The following is a 20,129-nucleotide window of genomic DNA, read 5'->3' on the forward strand; positions in this document are numbered from 1 at the left end:
GACCATACACAGGCGCAGGCGCGGCGCAAATCACGGTAACTACCGACCGAAAACGGGGATTGCGGCGCCGTATATCACCACCCCCCGGCTTACGCAGCGTCTACTGCGCCGAGGCGTGGGTGAGCCAGGTCTTCACCGCATTGAGCGCCTCGTTGCGGTTGCCGGTGCGGTGGGCGGCCTCCTGATAGACCGCGATCTGAATGTCGGCGCTGGTGCCGCCCGTGATGATGGTGCGCAGATGGTCGAGTTCCGGCCGGCCGCCGAGCGCCTCGGCATCGTCGGTGAGCTGGTCGATCAGCGTCTCCACCGCCTGCGCCACGGGAATCGCCTCGCGCGCGCGGCGGTCGACGAAGCTGCCATGGATGCCGTAGCGCTGCGCCCGCCACTTGTTCTCCACCGCAATGGCGCGGTCGACCGCGTCGATGCCGGCATTGAGCTTCGGGTCGCGCACGAGGTGGCGCACCAGCGCCCGGTAGAGCGCGGCGATGGCGACCGAATCCTCCACCCGGGTGCAGCTGTCGGGCGCGCGCAGCTCCAGCGTCGGGTGCTTTTCCGACGGGCGGATGGTCCACCAGACATAGCTCGAATCGCGAATCGCCCGCGCCGCCACCAGCGCGTCGACATAGTCCCGGTAGTCCTTCGCGCTCTCGAACAGCTCCGGCAGGCCGGTGCGCGGCAGCTCGTCATAGGCGGCGAGCCGATAGCCCATCAGGCCGGTGCGCTTGGATTCCCAGAAGGGCGAGGAGGTCGACAGCGCCACGAAGACCGGGAGATAGGGCAGGATGCGGCGCATCACGTCGATGCGCTGGTCGGCGTCGGGCAGTTCGACATGCACATGCATGCCGCACAGCATGTTGCGCTCGCCGAGCATCTGCAAATCGTGCATCACCCCGTCATAGCGCTGCGTCGGCGTGCGCTTGCCGGTCTGCCAGCTGGCGGTGGGATGGGTGCCGGCGGCGATGAAGGCGAGGTCGAAGCCCTCGCTCACCTCGGCGAGGGACCGGCGCAGACCGTGCAACTCGCGCCTTGCGTCGGCGGCGCTGCCATGGGGACGGGTCATCACCTCGATCTGCGACTGCAGCAACTCGCCGGAGACCGCCTTGCCGAGCGAATCGCGCACCTTGCCCATGAAGGCCGGCGGGACCCGCCGCAGGGCGCTCTTGGTCTCGCTCTCGACGATGAAATATTCTTCCTCGATGCCGATGCGGTAGTCTTCCGTCCTGGCTTCAGACATGGCGTCCTTCCCCGCATTCATTCCCCATGGCGCATCCCGTCTCAGCTTAGCCGACACAGAATCAATCAGCCGCGCGTTGCGACGAGGCATGATGCAAAAGTAAGACCGGAATATGACCTATGAAAATGTCATATAAATAGGGAGTTGTATTTCAATTATTGCTCTGTAAGTAAAATTTAAACTTGCAATATCGAAAATTCCTCCGCAACCTCCCCTAGCGGCATAGCGGGCGGCAACCCCGCCAGGAGCCGGCTGGGCAGCACTTCCGCCCGCCTCGTTGCGGAAGGATCGCAGGCCAGTTCCGGAACGTCGTCGGTATCGCGATGGTCGATCCCGGCTCTCGGGCTGCGGCCGGGACGACGGCCCTCCAGCGGACTTTCCAACCCGTTCCAACGCATGGAACCGGCGCGGGTTCCACGCGGTAAGGATCGACCCGCTTTCACCCCTGTTCACGGTGGCATCGCGCAAAATACACGTCATTGCCCGCCGATGGCCGGCATTTGCGAAAGAACCCCCTGACGAGCCGGTGCGAGAGTGAATCGTCTTTGGCGAGGAGAACCGCGCAATGCTGGATGCCCGGCGCTGGCGTTGGCCCGCCATTGCAACATTTCTGACGGTCGCCCTCGCGGCTTCGGCCTATGGGTCATGGCGCGCCTCCGGCCGCTCACTGGCGGAACAGCCGCCTCCCCCGCCGGTTCCCGTGGAAACCGCCCGCGTCGTGCGGCGCGACGTGCAGGTCCACCTCACCGGCATCGGCACGGTCACGCCCTTCAACACCGTTACGGTCCGCTCGCGCGTCGATGGCGAATTGCAGCAGGTGCTGTTCCGCGAAGGGCAGGACATCCGCAAGGGCGACCTCATCGCCGTCATCGACCCGCGCCTGTTTCAGGCGACACTCGACCAGGCCAAGGCGAAACTCGCGCAGGACGAGGCCTCGCTCGCCAATGCGCGGCTCAATCTCGGCCGCGACACCAAGCTCGGCAAGGATGCCTTTGCGAGCCAGCAGATGATCGACAATGAGAGCAGCAGCGTCGATCAGTTCGTCGCCCAGATCGCGCAGGACAGGGCGATGATCGACAACGCTCAGACCCAGCTTTCCTATACGCACATCACGTCGCCGATCGACGGGCGGGCGGGCATCCGGCTGGTCGACCAGGGCAACATCGTCCACGCGGCGGATGCGGGCGGCCTCGTCGTCATCAACCAGATCCATCCGATCAGCGTCATCTCGACCCTGCCGCAGACCGATGTACCGGCGATCCGCGCCGCGCTCGCCGCCGGCAAGGTGCAGGCACTGGCGACCTCGCACGAGGACGGCTCGACGCTCGATGTCGGAAGCGTGGAACTGATCGACAACCAAATCGACCCGCAGAGCGGCACGGTGCGGCTCAAATCGGTCTTTCCCAACAGGAACGACGCGCTCTGGCCCGGCCAGTTCGTGGATGTGCAGACGCTCGTGGCCACGCTCAGCCACGTGCTGACGGTGCCATCCGATGCGGTGCAGCGCGGGCCGGACGGCCCGTATGTCTATGTCGTCGCAGACGCGGACACCGTCGCCGCCGCGCCGGTGAAGGTCGGCCAGATCGCGGACCATGTCGCCGTCATCGAGGACGGGCTCGCCGAAGGCCAGCAGGTGGTGGTGCGCGGCCAGTACCGGCTGGCACCGGGCGCCCGCGTCGCACCATCGACGCCCGCCGCCCCGGCCGGGAGCTGACGCCGGTGTCGCTATCCTCCTGGTTCATTCGCCACCCTGTCGGCACCTCGCTGCTGATGGCCGGGATTCTGCTGCTGGGCGCGGCGAGCTTCCCCTATTTGCCGGTCGCGCCGCTGCCGGACGTCGATTTCCCGACCCTTCAGGTCTCCACCCAGCTCCCCGGGGCGAGCCCGGAGATCGTGGCCTCTTCGGTGACGCAGCCGCTGGAGCGGCAGTTCGGCGAAATTCCGGGCGTGGCGCAGATGACCTCCGTCTCCACGCTCGGCAATTCGTCGATCACGCTGCAGTTCAACCTCGGCGTCGACATCAATGGTGCGGCGCAGGACGTGCAGACCGCCATCAACGCCGCCGGCGGCCAGCTTCCGACCGACCTTCCCTCCCCTCCCACCTATCGCAAGGTGAACCCGGCCGATCCACCGATTCTGGTGCTGGCGCTCACCTCGAAGACGCTGCCGATCACCCAGGTCGACGACTTCGCCGAAAATGTGCTGGAGCAGCACGTCAGCCAGATCGACGGGGTGGGGCAGGTCCGCGTCTTCGGGCAGCAGAAGCCTTCCGTGCGCATCCAGGTCGATCCCGCCAAGGTGGCCAATCTCGGCCTGTCGCTGGAAGACATAAGGCAGGCCATCGTCTCCACCACGGTCAACGCCCCCAAGGGGACGGTCCAGGGCCGGCACCGCACCTTCACACTCTACGACAACGACCAATTGACCTCCGCCGCGCCCTGGCTCGATGCCATCCTCGCCTTCCGCAACGGCGCGCCGGTGCGGGTCCGCGACATCGGCACCGCCGTCGACGCGCCGGAGAACAACCAGCTCGCGGCGTGGTCGAACGGCCGGCAGGCCATCATCATGCCGGTGTTCAAGCTGCCGGGCGCCAATGTCATCGGCACCGTCCAGCAGATCAAGGCCACGCTGCCGCGCCTCATGGCGGGGGCGCCGGCCGGTATCGACCTCGAAATCCTCAGCGACCGCACCGGCACCATCCGGGCTTCGGTGGACGACGTGGAAAAGACGCTTGTCATCACCATCGTCCTCGTGGTGGCGGTGATCTTCGTCTTCCTGCGCAGTCTCTGGGCGACGCTTATCCCGTCGATCGCCGTGCCGCTCGCGATCGTCGGCACCTTCGCGGCGATGTACGGGCTGGGCTACAGCCTCGACAATCTCTCGCTGATGGGGCTCTCCATCGCGGTCGGCTTCGTCGTCGACGACGCCATCGTGATGCTGGAGAACATCGAGCGTCATCTGGAGATGGGCAAGACGCCGCTACAGGCGGCGCTGGACGGTTCGGCCGAGATCGGCTTCACCATCCTGTCCATCAGCCTGTCGCTGATCGCGGTGTTCATCCCGCTGCTGCTGATGGGCGGGCTGGTGGGACGGCTGTTCCGCGAATTCGCGGTCACGGTGACGATCACCATCGCCGTTTCCGCCTTCGTCTCGCTCACCCTGACGCCGACCATGTGCGCGCTGTTTCTCCAGCCAAGGGCGAAGGAGGCGAAGCCCCATGGCCGGCTCTACCGCCTCTCGGAAGGCGCCTTCGATGCCCTGCTCGCGGGCTATCGCGCCACGCTCGACGTCGCGCTCGACCACCGGCGGGCGACGCTGGCGCTGTTTCTCGCCGCGGTCATGGCGACCGGCGTGCTGTTCTATTACATCCCGAAGGGCTTCTTTCCGCTTCAGGACACCGGCCTCATCATCGGCGTCTCCGAGGCGGCGCAGGACATTTCCTTCAGCGAGATGGTCAAACGCCAGCAGGCGCTCGGCGCGATCGTCGCCGCCGATCCCGATGTCGCGACCGTCGGCATGGGGATTGGCGCCGGCGCCGGCCAGACCGTGAACAATGGCCGGATGTTCATCACCCTGAAGCCGCGCGATGAGCGCAAGGCCTCCGCCTTCCAGATCATCGACCGGCTGAACGCCAAGCTCGCTCATGTCGAGGGCGCCGCACTGTTCCTGCAGGCGGCGCAGGACCTCAATGTCGGCGGCAGGGTCTCGCGCACCCAGTTCCAGTACACGCTGCAGGACGGCGATATCGACGAACTGAACGAATGGGCGCCCAAGCTGCTGGCAAAGCTCAAGACGCTGCCGGAACTGAGCGGCCTCGCCAGCGACCAGCAGAACGGCGGCACCACGCTCACCCTGACCATCAACCGCGACCAGGCGGAAACGCTCGGTATCAGCCCCACCGATATCGACAACACGCTCTACGACGCCTTCGGCCAGCGTCAGGTGGCGCAGTATTTCACCCAGCTCAACAGCTATCACGTCATTCTCGAACTGCGTCCCGATCTGCAGAACTCGCCCCGCGCGCTCGACGCGATCTATCTCCGATCGCCGCTTACCGGCCAGCAGGTGCCGCTCAGCGTGCTGGCCAAGTGGACCTCGCTGCCGACCAGCTTCCTGTCCATCAACCACCAGTCGCAATTCCCGTCGGTCACGCTGTCCTTCAATCTGGCCCCCGGCGTCGCACTGGGCGATGCGGTGGCGGCGATCCACAATGCCGAAGCCGAGATCGGCATCCCGGCGACGCTGCAGGGCGCCTTCCAGGGCAACGCCCAGGCCTTCCGGGATTCGCTCGCCAGCGAACCCTGGCTGGTCGCGGCGGCGTTGCTGGTGATCTACATCATCCTCGGCGTGCTCTATGAGAGCTATATCCATCCCCTGACCATCCTCTCGACGCTGCCCTCGGCCGGGCTCGGGGCGCTGATCATGCTGTGGATGTTCGGTTTCGACTTCTCGATCATCGCGCTGGTGGGGGTGATCCTGCTCATCGGCATCGTGAAGAAGAACGGCATCATGATCGTCGACTTCGCGATCGAGCGTGAGCGCATGGAGGGCATGTCGCCGCACGATGCCATTCGCGAGGCCTGCCTGCTGCGCTTCCGGCCCATCCTCATGACGACCTTCGCCGCGCTGCTCGCCGGCGTGCCGCTGATGCTCGGTCACGGCACCGGCTCGGAACTGCGTCAGCCGCTGGGTTACGCCATCGTGGGCGGGCTGGTGGTGAGCCAGCTTCTCACCCTCTACACCACGCCGGTCATCTATCTCGCGCTCGACAGGCTCGCGTCCCGCAGGGTCGGCCGGAACTCGACGGAATCGCCGGCCGTGCCCCAGCCGGGCCCCACGCCGTCATAGTCGGCCTGACCGAGGCGGAGGACGCGCAAGTCGCCTGCCTCGCCGAGACCACCGGCGGACGCTCTGTCACGGCCTCGAACGCCAATGCCCTGCGCGACGCGCTGACCGCGACCGTGGCCGCGCCGGCACCGCCTCCCGCACCAAAACCCGCCGCTCCCACCGCCACCCCGAGCGCGCCGGACAGCGCCCCTGCGCGATCCATGCTGGCCGTCGGCCCGGGCGGGAAGACATGGTTGTCGCGATTCCAAATCTCCGCCTTAGGCGACGCAGAGTTCATGCGGCATTTGCGAACAAAATTCATGTTTTCCTTGCCGTAGAAGGGCCCTCTTTCTTCGCACTCGCAACATATCGGGGATATGGCTCTTTACGTCAAAAGACGTAAGATCGGAGCTGCACGACAACAATTGGGACTCCCGGCCCATTTCTTGAGTTGTCTGCGGGTCTAACGGGTTGCACGCACCACGCTTCCTTCTTTTCCAAGAGGCGCAACATGGCTGACACCTCCGCTGGCAAGCTCTCGCTTCCTGCCCTGACCGCGGTGGTGGTCGGCTCCATGGTCGGCGCCGGCATCTTCAACCTGCCCGGCCGCTTCGCCACCGCCACCGGCCCGTTCGGCGCGATCATCGCCTGGTCGATTGCCGGAACCGGCATGTACATGCTGGCACGGGTGTTCCAGTCACTGGCGGAAAAGCGGCCCGACATCGACGCCGGCATCTTCGCCTACGCCAAGGCGGGCTTCGGCGACTATATGGGCTTCCTGTCAGCTTTTGGTTACTGGCTCGGAAGCTGTCTCGGCAATGTGTTCTACTGGGTGCTGATCGGCTCGACGCTCGGGCGTTTCTTCCCCGAAATATTCGGCGATGGCAGCACGGCGACCGCGATCATCGTCTCGCTGGTGGGCATCTGGGCCTTCCATTTCATGATCCTGCGGGGCATCGAGCAGGCGACGGTCATCAACACCATCGTCACCATCGCCAAGATGGTGCCGCTGATCGTGGCGATCCTCGCCTTCGTGTTCTTCTTCAACTACGCGCAATTCTCGGAGAACTTCTTCGGCGGCGTGAACATGCCGGAGAAGACGCTGCTGGCGCAGGTGCGCGACACCATGCTGATCACCGTCTTCGTGTTCCTCGGCATCGAGGGCGCGAGCGTCTATTCGCGCTACGCCAAGAAGCGCTCGGATGTCGGCACCGCCACCATCCTCGGCTTCGTCGCCGTTACCGGCCTGATGGTGGCCGTGACCATGCTCCCCTATGCCACCGCCCCGCGCGCGGCGATCGCCGGCGTGACGAACCCCTCGCTGGCCGGCGCGCTCGAACTCGTTGTCGGGCACTGGGGGGCGGTGTTCATCTCGATCGGCGTGCTGGTCTCGGTGCTCGGCGCCTATCTCGCCTGGTCGCTGATCTGCGCGGAGGTGCTGTTCGCCGCCGCCAGGTCGCAGGATATGCCGAAGCTGTTCGCGGCGCAGAACGGCAACCGCGTGCCCGCCAACGCCCTGTGGCTGACGAACATCGTGGTCTCGCTGTTCGTCGTGTCGACCTACTGGTCGCGCGACGCTTTCAACTTCATGCTCGACATGACGAGCGTGACCTCGCTCCTGCCCTACCTGCTGGTCGCCGGCTATGGCGTGCTGCTGGCGCGCAGCGGCGTCGGCTATGAGGCGACACCCCGCGAGCGCGGCCGCGATCAGATCGTCGCCTGGATCGCCGTGGTCTACACGCTGTTCATGTTCGTCGCCGCCGGGCTGAAATATGTGCTGCTGGTGGCCGTGCTGTTCGTGCCGGGTACAATCCTTCTCTATTTCTGGGCCCGTCGCGAGCAGAAGGCGCGCGTGTTCACAAGGGCCGAGTTGCTCATCTTCGGCATCACGGTGGTGGCCGCCGCCGTCGGTACCTACGGCCTTCTCACCGGCACCATCACCCCTTGATCGACCAGGCATAGGAGTCCCATGATGGAAACCCCCTTCGGTGTTCACTCCGAAGTCGGCCAACTGCGCAAGGTCATGGTTTGCGCTCCGGGACGCGCTCATCAGCGCCTGACCCCGAGCAATTGCGACCAGTTGCTGTTCGACGACGTGCTGTGGGTCGATGTCGCCAAGCGCGATCATTTCGACTTCATCACCAAGATGCGCGATCGCGGCATCGACGTCGTCGAGATGCACAATCTGCTGACCGAGACGGTCGCCATTCCCGAGGCGAAGGCGTGGATCCTCGACCATCAGGTGGTGCCGAACACGATCGGCGTCGGCTTCGTCGACGAGGTGCGCTCCTATCTCGACGGGCTGCCGAACCGCCAGCTGGCGGAAACCCTGATCGGCGGCCTCTCGACCTACGAATTCCCCGAGACCATTGGCGGCGAGACGCTGGCGCTGATCCGCGATGCCGCCGGCGTCAACGAGTATCTGCTGCCGCCGCTGCCGAACACGCTCTACACCCGTGACACCACGTGCTGGATCTATGGCGGCGTGACGCTGAACCCGCTCTACTGGCCGACGCGGCACGAGGAAACCATCCTCACCACCTCGATCTACAAGTTCCACCCGGACTTCGCCGGCAAGGTGAAGGTGTGGTGGGGCGACCCCACCCGGGATTGGGGCCTCGCCACGCTGGAAGGTGGCGACGTGATGCCGATCGGCAAGGGCAATGTGCTGATCGGCATGAGCGAGCGCACCTCGCGCCAGGCGATCAGTCAGCTCGCCGCCGCGCTGTTTGCCCAGGGCGCCGCCGAGCGCGTCATCATCGCCGCCATGCCGAAGCTGCGGGCGGCGATGCATCTCGACACGGTCTTCACCTTCGCCGACCGCGACTGCGTGCTGCTCTACCCTGATATCGTCGACAAGATCGACTGCTTCTCCTACCGCCCGGACGGCAAGGGCGGCATCGAGCTGCACAAGGACAAGGGCGGCCTTGTCGAGACGGTGCGCGAAGCGCTGGGCCTCAAGGAGATGCGCGTCGTCCACACCGGCGGCAATGACTATATGCGCGAGCGCACCCAGTGGGATTCCGGCGCCAACCTTGTCTGCGCTTCGCCGGGCGTCGTTTTCGCCTATGACCGCAACACCTACGCCAATACGCTCCTGCGCAAGGCCGGCATCGAGGTCATCACCATTGACGGCTCGGAACTCGGGCGCGGGCGGGGCGGCGGACATTGCATGACCTGCCCGATCATTCGAGACGCGGTGGATTACTGAGCGCGGCGACACGCCTGCGCGCCCGAGGTGTTTTTGGTGCTGTTATGGATTTGGCTGGTGCTGCGAGAGAGGATTGAACTCTCGACCTCTCCCTTACCAAGGGAGTGCTCTACCACTGAGCTACCGCAGCGCCGCGTTTCGGCGGCACTCGCCGCCAAGGCGCGGGGACGTTTGCCACAGCGCGGGGGTCGGCGCAAGCGTCGGGCGCGCAATTCCCCCATGCCTGTGCATGGCGGCGGCGGCGGCGGCCTCGCGCCGCCCCTTCCGTCCGCCCGGCCGGCGCAGTAAGTCTGGCCGGGAGCGGGCGAGGGAGTAAGCGGGATGAGCGGCCAGGAAGAGGCGGCGCGGGCCGAGCGGCTGGCGGCGGCGCTGCGCGCCAATCTCAAGCGGCGCAAGCAGCAGGCGCGCGGCCGGCTGGTGCCGCCGGAGGTGCCGGCCGAGCCTTCTGCCGACGCGCCAACGCGGTCGCCTCGCGCCGTTCCGAGCCCCGCCGCGCCCACCTCCTCCCCACCTGCCACCGCGGAAGAGACGCCTTCGCCGGCCGGCGCGCCGGTCCGCCGGGACGGGGAGACCTGACCCGCGTTGTCGCGCCCGGCGACACACGGTAGAGATTTAGGGGAATAGAGGGTGGGACGCCACGAATCGGCCCCATCGCCCATACATGCCGCAGCGGACAGGCGCCGGACGCGACGGCGGTCCCTCTCATGGACTTGCCTCGCGCCGTCTGCCGCGCTGGAAGGAGCTTTGAACTTCATGGACCGCATCCGCATCGTCGGCGGCAACCCGCTCAATGGGACGATCCCGATTTCCGGCGCCAAGAACGCCGCCCTGCCGCTGATGATCGCGGGCCTGCTCACCGACGAGAAGCTGGTGCTGGAGAATGTGCCGCGCCTCGCCGACGTGTCGCAGCTCCAGCGCATCCTCGGCAATCACGGCATCGACATCATGGTGAACGGCAAGCGGCGGGGCGACGACGCCTATGCCGGCCAGACGCTGGAGATCGACGCGCGGGTGATCGTCGACACCACGGCGCCCTATGAGCTGGTCTCGAAGATGCGGGCGAGCTTCTGGGTCATCGGGCCGCTGCTCGCGCGCATGGGCGAGGCCAAGGTGTCGCTGCCCGGCGGCTGCGCCATCGGCACCCGCCCGGTCGACTTCCATCTCGACGCGCTGCGCGCGCTGGGCGCGGCGATCGAGATCGATGCGGGCTATGTGATCGCCCGCGCGCCGAAGGGGCTGAAGGGCGCGCGGATCGTGTTTCCCAAGGTGTCGGTCGGCGCCACCCATACGGCGATCATGGCGGCGAGCCTGGCCGAGGGCGAGACCATCATCGAGAACGCCGCGCGCGAGCCGGAGATCGTCGACGTCGCCGACTGCATCAATGCCATGGGCGGGCGCATCGAGGGTCAGGGTTCCGCCACCATCCGCATTGTCGGCGTGCCGCGCCTGCGCGGCGCCCGTCACAGCGTGCTGCCGGACCGCATCGAGACCGGCACCTATGCGATGGCGGTGGCGATGACCGGCGGCGACGTGCTGCTGTCCGGCGCGCGGGCCGATCTGCTCGATTCCGCGCTCGACACGCTGCGCAGGGCCGGGGCGGAGGTTTCGGCGACCAATGAGGGGCTGCGGGTGACGCGCAACGGCGCCGGCATTTCCCCGGTGGAGGTGACGACGGCGCCGTTCCCCGGCTTCCCCACGGATTTGCAGGCCCAGCTGATGGCGCTGACCACCCGGGCGGGCGGCACTTCGCGCATCACCGAGACCATCTTCGAGAACCGCTTCATGCATGTGCAGGAGCTGGCCCGGCTCGGCGCGCGCATCCATCTCGACGGCGAGACCGCCACCATTGAGGGGGTGGAGCGGCTGAAGGGGGCTCCCGTCATGGCGACCGATCTGCGCGCCTCGGTGTCGCTGGTCATCGGCGCGCTCGCCGCCGAAGGCGAGAGCATGATCCACCGCGTCTACCATCTCGACCGTGGCTTCGAGCGGCTGGAGGAGAAGCTTTCCGCCTGCGGCGCCGAAATCGAGCGGCTGGCGGGCTGAGCGGGACCCCGCGCCTTCCGCAACCCCTTGCCGTGCGGGCTCGGCAGCGCCATCTGAGCGTCGTGTGACGTTGCGGAGATGACGACATGGCCGGGTTGAAGCTGATAGCGCTCGACAGCGAGGATCTGGCGGTCCTCTCGGTGCACCTGCAGGACGCGGTGGTCGCGGTGGGCGACATGACCTTCCTGCCGAAGGAGCGGCGCTTCGTGCTGCTCGCCAACCGGTTCGACTGGGAGAAGGCGATCCAGGCCGAGGCGATGGCTGATATCGACGCGCCGGTCGGCGTGGCGGCGGCCGCCGCCGGCCCGTGCGTGCGACGCCGGGCGGGGCTGCGCTTCGAGCGTGTGCTCAGTGCCCGGGTGCGCGGGCTCGACCTCAAGCAGAAGACGGGCGTCCTGAACCTGCTGGCGCTGACTTTCGAAGAGACGAATTCCCCCTCAGGCGTCGTGACCTTCCTGTTCTCCGGCGGCAGCGAGGTGCAGCTCGACGTCGAATGCATGGAGGCCGGGCTGGAGGATCTCGGTCCCGCCTGGGACGCCAAGGGCACGCCCTGCCACGAGGCCTGAGCGCCGGGGCGCGCGGGCGCCCTGTCCGAATGGCCTTGTCTTCGGCGAGCCCGGTTGCGATAGGACAGGTTGAACAGGTAGCTGCGCGCCGGCGCGACCTGATGCCCGCACCGCTTCGGCACCGGCGCGGGCCGCAGGAGCCCGGCGCGAAGTCCTGATGCGCCCTATATTGTCGCGCCGCACCGCCGACCCGCAGGACCCTGACATGCCGCTTCGCCTCGACACCCGCTCGCCCGATTTCGCTGAGCGCTTCCACGCCTTCCTCGGCACCAAGCGGGAGGTCTCGCCCGACGTGGCGCAGGCGGTGGCGCAGATCGTCGAAGAGGTGCGCAGGCACGGCGACGCGGCGCTGATCGCCCTTTCCAGGACTTTCGACCGCGTCGACCTCGGCGGCTTGGGCATCCGCGTGACCGCCGACGAGATCGCGGCGGCGGTGCGTGCGTCCGACCCCGCCACGCGCGAGGCGCTCGCCTTCGCCCATGCGCGCATCCGCTCCCATCATGAACGCCAGCTTCCGACAAGCGGGCGCTATGTCGACGCCGCCGGCGTCGAGCTCGGTCATCGCTGGACCGCGGTGGACGCGGTCGGGCTCTATGTGCCCGGCGGCACGGCGGCCTATCCCTCCTCCGTGCTGATGAACGCGGTGCCGGCCAAGGTCGCGGGCGTAAAGCGCCTCGCCATGGTGGTGCCGGCGCCGGACGGCGTGCTGAACCCGCTGGTGCTGGCCGCCGCCGATCTCGCCGGCGTCGACGAGGTGTACCGCGTCGGCGGGGCGCAGGCGATCGCCGCGCTGGCCTATGGGACGCAGACCATCGCCCCCGTCGCCAAGATCGTCGGGCCGGGCAACGCCTATGTCGCGGCGGCCAAGCGCCATGTCTTCGGCACGGTGGGCATCGACATGGTGGCCGGCCCCTCCGAGGTGCTGGTGATCGCCGATGGCACGCAGAACTCGGACTGGATCGCCGCCGACCTGCTCGCCCAGGCCGAGCACGACACCGCCGCGCAGTCGATCCTGATGACCGATGACGCCGCGCTGGCCGATGCCGTCATCGCCGCCGTGGAACGCCAGCTCGCCACACTGCCGCGCCGCGACATCGCGGCAAAGAGCTGGGAGGAGTTCGGCGCGGTGATCCTGCTCGGCAGCCTTATCGAGGCGCCGGCGCTGGCCAACCGCATCGCCCCGGAGCATCTGGAGATCATGGCGGCCGGCGACGAGGCACTGGCCGAATCCATCCACCATGCCGGGGCGATCTTCCTCGGCGCCCACACGCCGGAGGCGATCGGCGACTATGTCGGCGGGTCCAACCATGTGCTGCCGACCGCCCGCTCGGCCCGCTTCTCCTCGGGCCTCGGCGTGCTCGACTTCATGAAGCGCACCTCCATCCTCAAATGCGGGCCGGAGCAGTTGCGCGCGCTCGGCCCGGCGGCGATCGCGCTGGGCGAGGCGGAAGGGCTCGGTGCCCATGCCCGTTCGGTGGCGATCCGGCTGAACCTCTGACGGGCGCGCGATGGCCGGGGACGATCCCTACGCAGAGACCCGCCGCCTGGCCGCCGTGACGCTGGACGGCGCCTCCATCGGCCGTTCCAATGTCGATGTCGAACATGAGCGAGCCGTCGCCATCTACGATCTCCTGGCGGAAAACAGCTTCGCCCCGCTGGGCGATGCCGCGCCCGGCCCCTACTGCCTCGCCATCTCGCTGAGCGAGGGGCGGCTGGTGCTGGACGTCACCCGCGAGAACGGCGCCCCCGTGGTGCAGCACCAATTGTCGCTGAGCCCGCTGCGTCGCGTGGTGCGCGACTATTTCCTCGTCTGCGAGAGCTATTATTCGGCGATCCGCACCGCCAGCCCTTCGCAGATCGAGGCCATCGACATGGGCCGGCGCGGCCTGCACAACGAGGCCTCCGAACTGCTGCGCGAACGGCTGAAGGAGAAGATCGCCCTCGATTTCGGCACGGCCCGGCGCCTGTTCACGCTGGTCTGCGCCCTGCACTGGAAAGGCTGAGCGTGGCCGCGCCCGGCGCCTTCGAGGATGCGGCGGCCGGCCCCGGCCCGGCAGCCCGCCGGGAGCGGCCGCAATCGGTATTGTTCATGTGCGGACAGAACAGCGTGCGCTCGCCCATGGCGGCGGTGCTGGCGCGGCATCTGTTCGGCCGCTCGCTCTATGTCGGCTCGGCCGGCGTACTCAAGGGCGAGACCGACCCTTTCGTCACCGCCGCCATTGACGAGATCGGGCTCGACCTCTCCCGCCACCGGCCGCAGACGCTGGAGGAACTGGAGGAGAATGAAGGCCTCGGCTTCGATCTCGTCGTCACCCTTTCCCCCGATGCCCATCACCGCGCGCTGGAACTGACCCGCACCAACGCCATCGACGTGGAATACTGGCCGACCCCCGACCCGACGCTCGCCAGCGGCAACCGCGAGCAGCGCCTCGATGCCTATCGCGGTGTGCGCGACGAACTGGAGCGCCGCATCCGCACCCGGTTCCGGCCGAGGTGAACCGGGGCGACGATGTCGGCGGGAAGGTCATTCCGTTTTCGCGGAACATGTTCTAGCGTGCCGGCCGATCGAACCGCCGGACTTTCCGGCGTACAGGAGTGACTGCGTGAGCGCCCGCCCGACACTGGTGCTGGCCTCGGGTTCGCCGCGCCGGCTGGCGTTGCTGGCCCAGGCCGGAATCGAACCCGACGCCCTGCTGCCGGCCGATATCGACGAGACGCCCGAGCGCGGCGAGCTCCCCCGCCGGCTGGCGCTGCGGCTGGCGCGCGAGAAGCTCGACGCCTCCGATGCCCGCCGCCGCGCGCTTGGCGAACATGAGGGCGCTTTCCTGCTCGCCGCCGACACGGTGGTGTCGGTGGGCCGACGCATCCTGCCCAAGCCCGACGTGACCGAGGAGGCGGCCGATTGCCTGCGCCTGCTCTCCGGCCGCGCCCACCGCGTCTATACCGGGCTGGCGCTGATGACGCCCAAGGGCGGCGTGCGCACGCGGCTGGTCGAGACCCGGGTGCGCTTCAAACGCCTTTCGCGCGAGGAGATGGAAGCCTATCTCGCCGCCCGCGAATGGGAAGGAAAGGCCGGCGGCTATGCCATTCAGGGCCTTGCCGGCGTGTTCGTGGTCAAGCTGGTCGGCTCCTACACCAATGTCGTCGGCCTGCCGCTGACCGAGACGGTGGCGCTGCTCTCGGGCGAGCGTTTCCCGGTCCATCAGCGCTGGGGCAACCCGGAATGAGCGCCGGGAGCCCTCCCCCCGCCGGCAAGCCCTGCCCGATCTGCGGCAAGCCGATGGTGGAGAAATACAGGCCCTTCTGTTCCGCCCGCTGCGCCGATATCGACCTGCACCGCTGGCTCACCGGCGCCTATGCCATCCCGGTGACCGAGAATGACGACGAGGATGGCGAGGAACCCTCGCTCGCGCCCCGGCCGCCGCGCGAGGACTGAGCCCCCGGCCGACGCCGGAATCGAGGCGATCACCGGTTCGCCGGTCCCTTCGGTGGATTTCACCGTCTGGGACGGCAACAAAACGCAAGAGGGCGCAGGCGGGCGCACGAACGCCAAGGGAGGCGCCTGCCGCGTCCCACCCGGCAGGGGCGCACGCCTTGGGTGGGTGTCTTGGACGGGTGCCTTGCGGATCGCCCTGGGCGGGGCGACCGGCATCCCAATACGACGCCAGTCCGGCCGATCCTGCAAGGGAACAGGCAGATCCCGCCGCCCGCCGGGCGGATGCAGCGGTGGTGCCGGCGCGTCTGCCGCTCGGACGTGCGTCGGTAAAGGGCGGCGCCGACCGGCCGCGGGCCCTGTCGCGGCGTTTGAGGGTGGTTCACCGCTCAGGTCGAGCCTATCTTGCCGAACCGCGCGCCAGGGCTGGGGAAAGCCGGAATTTCCCTTTGGCTGGATATGGACAGGGGGCAGCCGAGACTCTATAACCCGCCCGCTCCGCATGGCCTTGAGGCCATTGCCGGCTACGCCCAGGTAGCTCAGTTGGTAGAGCATGCGACTGAAAATCGCAGTGTCGGCGGTTCGACTCCGTCCCTGGGCACCATCTACCCCCTTGATATCGCTAGACTTTTCAGCGCAAGGGGCGGTGATTTTCAGCCAGTTTGTCATGTTTTCTGACCCGGTTTGACAGCCTTTGTTCTGCGGCTGTTCACTTCGTGGCCGAAGCGGCCGGCCACCTCATCCATCTTTTTCGACAGGTCGGAGCCCTGCGCGTACATCTGCGCCATGGCCTCGGTCTTCTGGCCGAGCGCATCGGCGATGGTGCGCAGGTCGGCCCCGCTCTCGCGCAGAATCGCCGCCACCGTGTGCCGCAGGCCGTAGAGCGTCAGCCCCTCGCCGATGGCGCCGGCCTTCTCCAGCGTGTGCTGCAGCTTCATCCATGACGAGTTGAAGCCGGAGACGGTCCACGGCCGGCCGCGCGAGTTGGCGCAGAGGGTGATGGCCGAATGCGCCGGCGCCGCCGCGAGAATGTCGCGCAGCGGGTCGATGACGGGCCAGATGACGCCTTCCTCGGTCTTGGACCGGCTGGTGTTGATACGGCCGCCGGCATAGGCCGTGCGAGGCAGGGTGAGCGCATCCTTCGGCCCGAGCCCGGTAAACATCATCAGGGCGAGCGCCGGCAGCATGTGCGCCGGGGCGGCATCAAGCACCGCGTGGCGCTCCTCATCGGTCCAGCGGCGATTCTGCTTCGGCAGGCCCTTGGGGCGGCGAATGCTGCGAATGCCCTCCGCCGGGTTGTCTTTCATGTGGCCGCGCTCCTTGCCCCAGGCGAACAGCAGAGACAGGACGGTCTTGAGATAGTTCGCGAACCAGCGCTTGTGCTTGGCCTCGGCCTTGTCGCGCAGCTTCACCACGAAGGGCGAGGTGAAGCGCGTCAGGGGCGTGTCCTCGATCGGCTTGAGATAATCGAACACCCGCTGGTAGCCGGCCCGTGTCGTGCGCGTCAGGCGTTCAAGGAAATCCTTGCTGCCACGGTACTCCTTGATGAGAGCACCGAGCGTGCCGGGGCGCGTCGTGCCGGCGCGCTCCTGCAGGGCCGTGATGCGGGCGCATTCCGCGAGGAACGCGGCGGTGCCGATCGGGGCCTTAACAAGATCAACGGGCGTGCGGGAAGCGCGGTGATAGCACCGCATCTTCCCGTGCCGGTCCTTGAAGATCTGGAAGCCTTTGACGTGCACCACGGTCATGGCTAGCCCAGCTTTTCGAGAATGGCGTCGTCGCTGTCGGCGGCGCCGGTCTTGAGGCTGTCCACCCATGAATCGAGGTCGCGCACGTCCCACAGGCGCGAGCCGTCGGGATAGGCGACGGCCGGCACGGGGCAGAGCATCTCGAAGCGCGCCGCCGGCAGCCCGCAATAGGCTGCCGCGTCGGACTTCTTCAGCATCCGGTAGGGCTGAACCTGAAGAGAGAGCATCGCCTTCGCCATCGTTTTCAGAGCCCCTTGCTTGTTGCGAGATAGACGACCTTCGCCGGGGCATTTGCCCCGGCGATCTGGCGCTCGACGTCGGCGATGGCGGCGGCGAGTTCGCTGTCGGTGCGATACTCGACCTCCTTGCCGTCGGTGTAGCGCAGGCGGCGGACGCCATCGGCGCGCACCGAGCGCAGCCGGGCAAGGCGGTCTTCGAGGCTGTCCTTGACCGCCATCACGCGCCCTCGTTCTTGTAGAGGCCGCGGAAGTCGATGACGCCGCAGCCGAAGTCGAGCCCGGCGGCAACCTTGACGGCGCGGGTGTCGAAGTCGATCTCGGTGCGGATCTGCGGCCCATCAGTGCCGGAGACATAGCCATAGACAAGGCTGGGCGCCGCCGCCGGGTCCGCCATGACGTACCAGGTGTTGCCGGTGATATTGGCGTCGACCACCAGCTCCATCGTGCCCGCCCAGGGGTTCACGTCGCCCGCCCTGGCGGCGGTGATGGCGGCGAGCACCTGGCGGGCGGCAAGCTCGCTGTCCGGCCCGACCACGAGGAAGCGGGGAGCGAGGTTGAGCGGCACGCCGTCGAGGCTCTTCTGCTTGCGCAGGGAGGAGACGGCGAGGGCGACCGAGGCGACCGAGAGGGCGGCGCCGGTGGTGGCCTTGTTGCCATGGTCGGCGTGGAACAGCGCCTTGCCGTCGGAGAGGGCGGCATTGGCGGCGAGCAGGCCGTAGACGCGGGCGTTCTCGTCGCTGGCGGCGCGGATGGCGATCATGGAGGAGAAGTCCGCCAGCGCCGAGAGGTCGTCATTGATGAGGGCACGGCGGCCGATGGCGATGCCGGCATTCAGTTCCTTCGCCCGCACCTTCTCGCGGTTCTCGGAGAGGGTGCCGTACTTCAGCTCGCCGCCCTCATTGGTCTCCTGGAAGGTCGGGAAGTCGCCGACGCGGAAGAAAGAATGGTCGCGGAAGTCGTTGAATCCGCGCCGGGCGGCGATCAGGCGATAGGTCGGCTCGGCGGCGGCGTAGTTGGCGAGCAGGGCCTTGTTGGCCGCGTCCGCCAGCAAGAGCGGGAAGTCGCTGGTGGAATGAGCGCCGACGGCGCGTTCCATCAGCGCGTTCTGGTCGCGCAGGTTAAGGCGCTCGCCGCGCGCCTGGGCGAGGTCGCCGATCATGTCCAGCATGCGGAAGCCGGCATAGGCGCGCGAGCGGCCCTCCAGCTTCACCCGGCCGGGGGCAAGGCGATGGGCAAGCGCCTCGCCCATGGCGGAGCGGATCGCCGTCGGGTCAGTGTGATCCTGAGTGACGGTTGCCACCGTCGGGTGGAAGGTCTGCAGCGGGGCGCTGCGGGCCTGCATGGCGGCGAAGGCGGCGGTGCGGGCGGCGTCGGTGGTGGCGTTGGCGTCGATCTGGCTGTCGATCCAGCCCTGGTCGAGGCCGGCGACGCTGGCGATGGAACGAATCTCCATGTTGATCGCCGTGCGCTCCGTGGCGGCCGGCGGGTTGAGGGACGGCGCGGGGGCCGGGGTGGAATGAGCGGGCGCGGGCGCCGGCTCGGTGCTGACCGTCATGTCGTGGCTCCTGATGCCTGCATGCGGGTCGGCGGGGACAACGACGAGGCTGGCCTCGATCAGGGTGAAGCGCTCGGCCACCTTCTCGCGGCGGCCGGTCTTCGCATTGGTGCGCTCGGACCAGCGCTCGACGCCATAGCCGATGGAGATGCCGAAGGTGGCACCGTCCGACAGCTCGGCGGCGATGCGCTGGGAGCGGGGATTGTGGCGGGAGAGCGTGGCGCGGCCGAGGAGGTCCCCGCCGACCACGCGCAGCGTGTCGACGCTCCCGAGCTGGCGGTCCACGCTCTCCCTTCCGTGGCTGTCGAGCAGGGGCACGCGGGCGGGCCACGCCGGCTGCGACAGGAGGAGAATCTCGTCATAGGGGCCGTGCACGTCCCAGCGCTCGACAGCGGCGCCGGTGGAGAGCACGGCCTCGAAGGTCTGGCTGTCGGCATCCCAGCTGGAGGCGGGGAGCGAAGCGCGGCGGGTGAGGATGTCGGTGGGAGCGTTCATGCTGCTTCCTCCGTGACAGGGATGGCCGGGGCGGCGGCGGGGGCCACCTTGGCCGGCGCGGTGAAGGCGAGGCCGAGGCTCGCCTCGCGGGCCTTGTCGGCGGCGATCTCGGCATCGAGCGCGCCCACATCCATGCCGCGCGCGGCCACCGCCTCGCGGCGGCTCATCAGCCCGGCATTGATCGCCTCGATCTCCGCCTGCACGTCCTTGGCCGGGTCGACCCATTGCTGCTTCGGGGTGATCCAGCGCACCGGGAGCATCTCCTGCGGGCGGGCGGCAAGGCGGCCCTGCAGGCTCTCGATCATCGCCCAGCGGCGCCAGATGGGACGCAGCGCCTGGAACACGATCACGTTGTGCTGGGTCATCTCCACCCGGCGGCGCCACTCGACGAGGCCGGCGCGGATCGAGGAATAGTTGACGCTGGCGAGGTCGCCGGTCAGCACCTCATAGGGCAGGCCGAGCGCGGCGGCGATCTCGTGCAGGGTGATGCGGCCGAAGTCGTTGGCCTCCTGCGCGATCGCCGGCGGGTTGGAGAAGGTCACATCCTTGCCCGGCGGCAGCACCACCATGGCGCCCGGCTCCAGCGAGCCGATCAGCGCCTCGCCCTGCGCCTCGCCGCCGAAGGGCGCGGTGCCGTCATTGGTGGTGATGAGGCCGGCGAGCAGGGCGCCGACCTTCTGGCGGGTGAGCTGGGCGCCGTGCCACTCGTCGTGCTCGGCCAGGCGCAGGATCGCCGGGGCGAACCACGAGACGCCGCGCACCTGGCCGGGGAAGTCGG

The 20,129-nt window shown here is 67.9% G+C and carries 18 protein-coding genes and 2 tRNA genes; 13 read left to right on the forward strand and 7 right to left on the reverse strand.

Going from position 1 to position 20,129, the window contains the following annotated elements; translation table 11 throughout:
• Positions 1-100: 100 nt before the first annotated feature.
• A complete protein-coding gene (locus tag KHC23_RS24155; protein WP_213376253.1) occupies positions 101-1,234 on the reverse strand; it encodes a carboxylate-amine ligase in 1,134 nt (377 codons plus the stop codon).
• A gap of 565 nt (positions 1,235-1,799) precedes the next feature.
• Here KHC23_RS24155 and KHC23_RS24160 point away from each other — a divergent pair.
• From KHC23_RS24160 to KHC23_RS24175, 4 genes are all read left to right on the forward strand, one after another.
• Positions 1,800-2,948 carry an efflux RND transporter periplasmic adaptor subunit gene (locus KHC23_RS24160; RefSeq protein WP_213376254.1) on the forward strand — a complete coding sequence of 383 codons (1,149 nt, stop codon included), beginning with the start codon at positions 1,800-1,802 and terminating at the stop codon, positions 2,946-2,948.
• Between the two features lie 5 nt (positions 2,949-2,953).
• Positions 2,954-6,082: an efflux RND transporter permease subunit gene (locus KHC23_RS24165; protein WP_213376255.1), complete on the forward strand. Its 3,129-nt coding sequence runs from the start codon at positions 2,954-2,956 to the stop codon at positions 6,080-6,082.
• A gap of 490 nt (positions 6,083-6,572) precedes the next feature.
• Entirely contained in the window at positions 6,573-8,009 is a 1,437-nt protein-coding gene (locus tag KHC23_RS24170; RefSeq protein WP_213376256.1) for a basic amino acid/polyamine antiporter, read from the forward strand.
• 24 nt (positions 8,010-8,033) lie between these two features.
• Positions 8,034-9,272, forward strand: a complete 1,239-nt coding sequence (locus KHC23_RS24175; RefSeq protein WP_213376257.1) for an arginine deiminase — start codon at positions 8,034-8,036, stop codon at positions 9,270-9,272.
• A gap of 55 nt (positions 9,273-9,327) precedes the next feature.
• Here the strand turns inward: KHC23_RS24175 and KHC23_RS24180 are convergent.
• Positions 9,328-9,402 (reverse strand) — tRNA-Thr (locus tag KHC23_RS24180).
• Between the two features lie 191 nt (positions 9,403-9,593).
• Between KHC23_RS24180 and KHC23_RS24185 the strand changes: the two genes are divergently transcribed.
• The 9 genes from KHC23_RS24185 (at position 9,594) to KHC23_RS24225 (ending at position 15,918) form a co-directional block, all read left to right on the forward strand.
• A complete protein-coding gene (locus tag KHC23_RS24185) occupies positions 9,594-9,848 on the forward strand; it encodes a hypothetical protein (RefSeq protein WP_213376281.1) in 255 nt (84 codons plus the stop codon).
• A gap of 177 nt (positions 9,849-10,025) precedes the next feature.
• Positions 10,026-11,315: a UDP-N-acetylglucosamine 1-carboxyvinyltransferase gene (gene murA, locus KHC23_RS24190; protein ID WP_213376258.1), complete on the forward strand. Its 1,290-nt coding sequence runs from the start codon at positions 10,026-10,028 to the stop codon at positions 11,313-11,315.
• An 86-nt stretch (positions 11,316-11,401) separates the two neighbouring features.
• Positions 11,402-11,881: a DUF2948 family protein gene (locus KHC23_RS24195; RefSeq protein WP_213376259.1), complete on the forward strand. Its 480-nt coding sequence runs from the start codon at positions 11,402-11,404 to the stop codon at positions 11,879-11,881.
• A gap of 205 nt (positions 11,882-12,086) precedes the next feature.
• Entirely contained in the window at positions 12,087-13,379 is a 1,293-nt protein-coding gene (gene hisD / locus KHC23_RS24200; RefSeq protein ID WP_213376260.1) for a histidinol dehydrogenase, read from the forward strand.
• A 10-nt stretch (positions 13,380-13,389) separates the two neighbouring features.
• On the forward strand, positions 13,390-13,884 hold the full coding sequence (locus KHC23_RS24205) for a UPF0262 family protein (RefSeq protein ID WP_213376261.1): 495 nt from the start codon (positions 13,390-13,392) through the stop codon (positions 13,882-13,884).
• Between the two features lie 86 nt (positions 13,885-13,970).
• The gene (locus KHC23_RS24210) at positions 13,971-14,378 is read left to right on the forward strand and encodes an arsenate-mycothiol transferase ArsC (RefSeq protein ID WP_213376279.1); all 408 of its coding nucleotides are present in this window, start codon (positions 13,971-13,973) and stop codon (positions 14,376-14,378) included.
• 106 nt (positions 14,379-14,484) lie between these two features.
• Positions 14,485-15,108, forward strand: a complete 624-nt coding sequence (locus tag KHC23_RS24215; protein WP_213376262.1) for a Maf-like protein — start codon at positions 14,485-14,487, stop codon at positions 15,106-15,108.
• A complete protein-coding gene (yacG, locus tag KHC23_RS24220; protein ID WP_213376263.1) occupies positions 15,105-15,317 on the forward strand; it encodes a DNA gyrase inhibitor YacG in 213 nt (70 codons plus the stop codon). The genes KHC23_RS24215 and yacG overlap by 4 nt, the downstream gene beginning before the upstream one ends.
• A gap of 525 nt (positions 15,318-15,842) precedes the next feature.
• Positions 15,843-15,918 (forward strand) — tRNA-Phe (locus tag KHC23_RS24225).
• Between the two features lie 61 nt (positions 15,919-15,979).
• Here KHC23_RS24225 and KHC23_RS24230 read toward each other — a convergent pair.
• From KHC23_RS24230 to KHC23_RS24250, 5 genes are all read right to left on the reverse strand, one after another.
• Entirely contained in the window at positions 15,980-17,062 is a 1,083-nt protein-coding gene (locus KHC23_RS24230; protein ID WP_213376264.1) for a tyrosine-type recombinase/integrase, read from the reverse strand.
• Between the two features lie 2 nt (positions 17,063-17,064).
• Positions 17,065-17,289: a hypothetical protein gene (locus tag KHC23_RS24235; RefSeq protein ID WP_246544935.1), complete on the reverse strand. Its 225-nt coding sequence runs from the start codon at positions 17,287-17,289 to the stop codon at positions 17,065-17,067.
• A gap of 17 nt (positions 17,290-17,306) precedes the next feature.
• Complete coding sequence (locus KHC23_RS24240) at positions 17,307-17,519, reverse strand: phage head-tail joining protein (protein WP_018389384.1); 213 nt, start codon at positions 17,517-17,519, stop codon at positions 17,307-17,309.
• Entirely contained in the window at positions 17,519-19,351 is a 1,833-nt protein-coding gene (locus tag KHC23_RS24245; protein ID WP_213376265.1) for a prohead protease/major capsid protein fusion protein, read from the reverse strand. Before KHC23_RS24245 ends, KHC23_RS24240 begins: the two co-directional genes overlap by 1 nt.
• On the reverse strand, positions 19,348-20,129 hold a 782-nt coding region (locus KHC23_RS24250; protein WP_213376266.1), incomplete at its 5' end, for a phage portal protein. The genes KHC23_RS24250 and KHC23_RS24245, both read right to left, overlap by 4 nt.

Source organism: Ancylobacter dichloromethanicus (genome assembly GCF_018390645.1).
GTDB lineage: Bacteria > Pseudomonadota > Alphaproteobacteria > Rhizobiales > Xanthobacteraceae > Ancylobacter > Ancylobacter dichloromethanicus.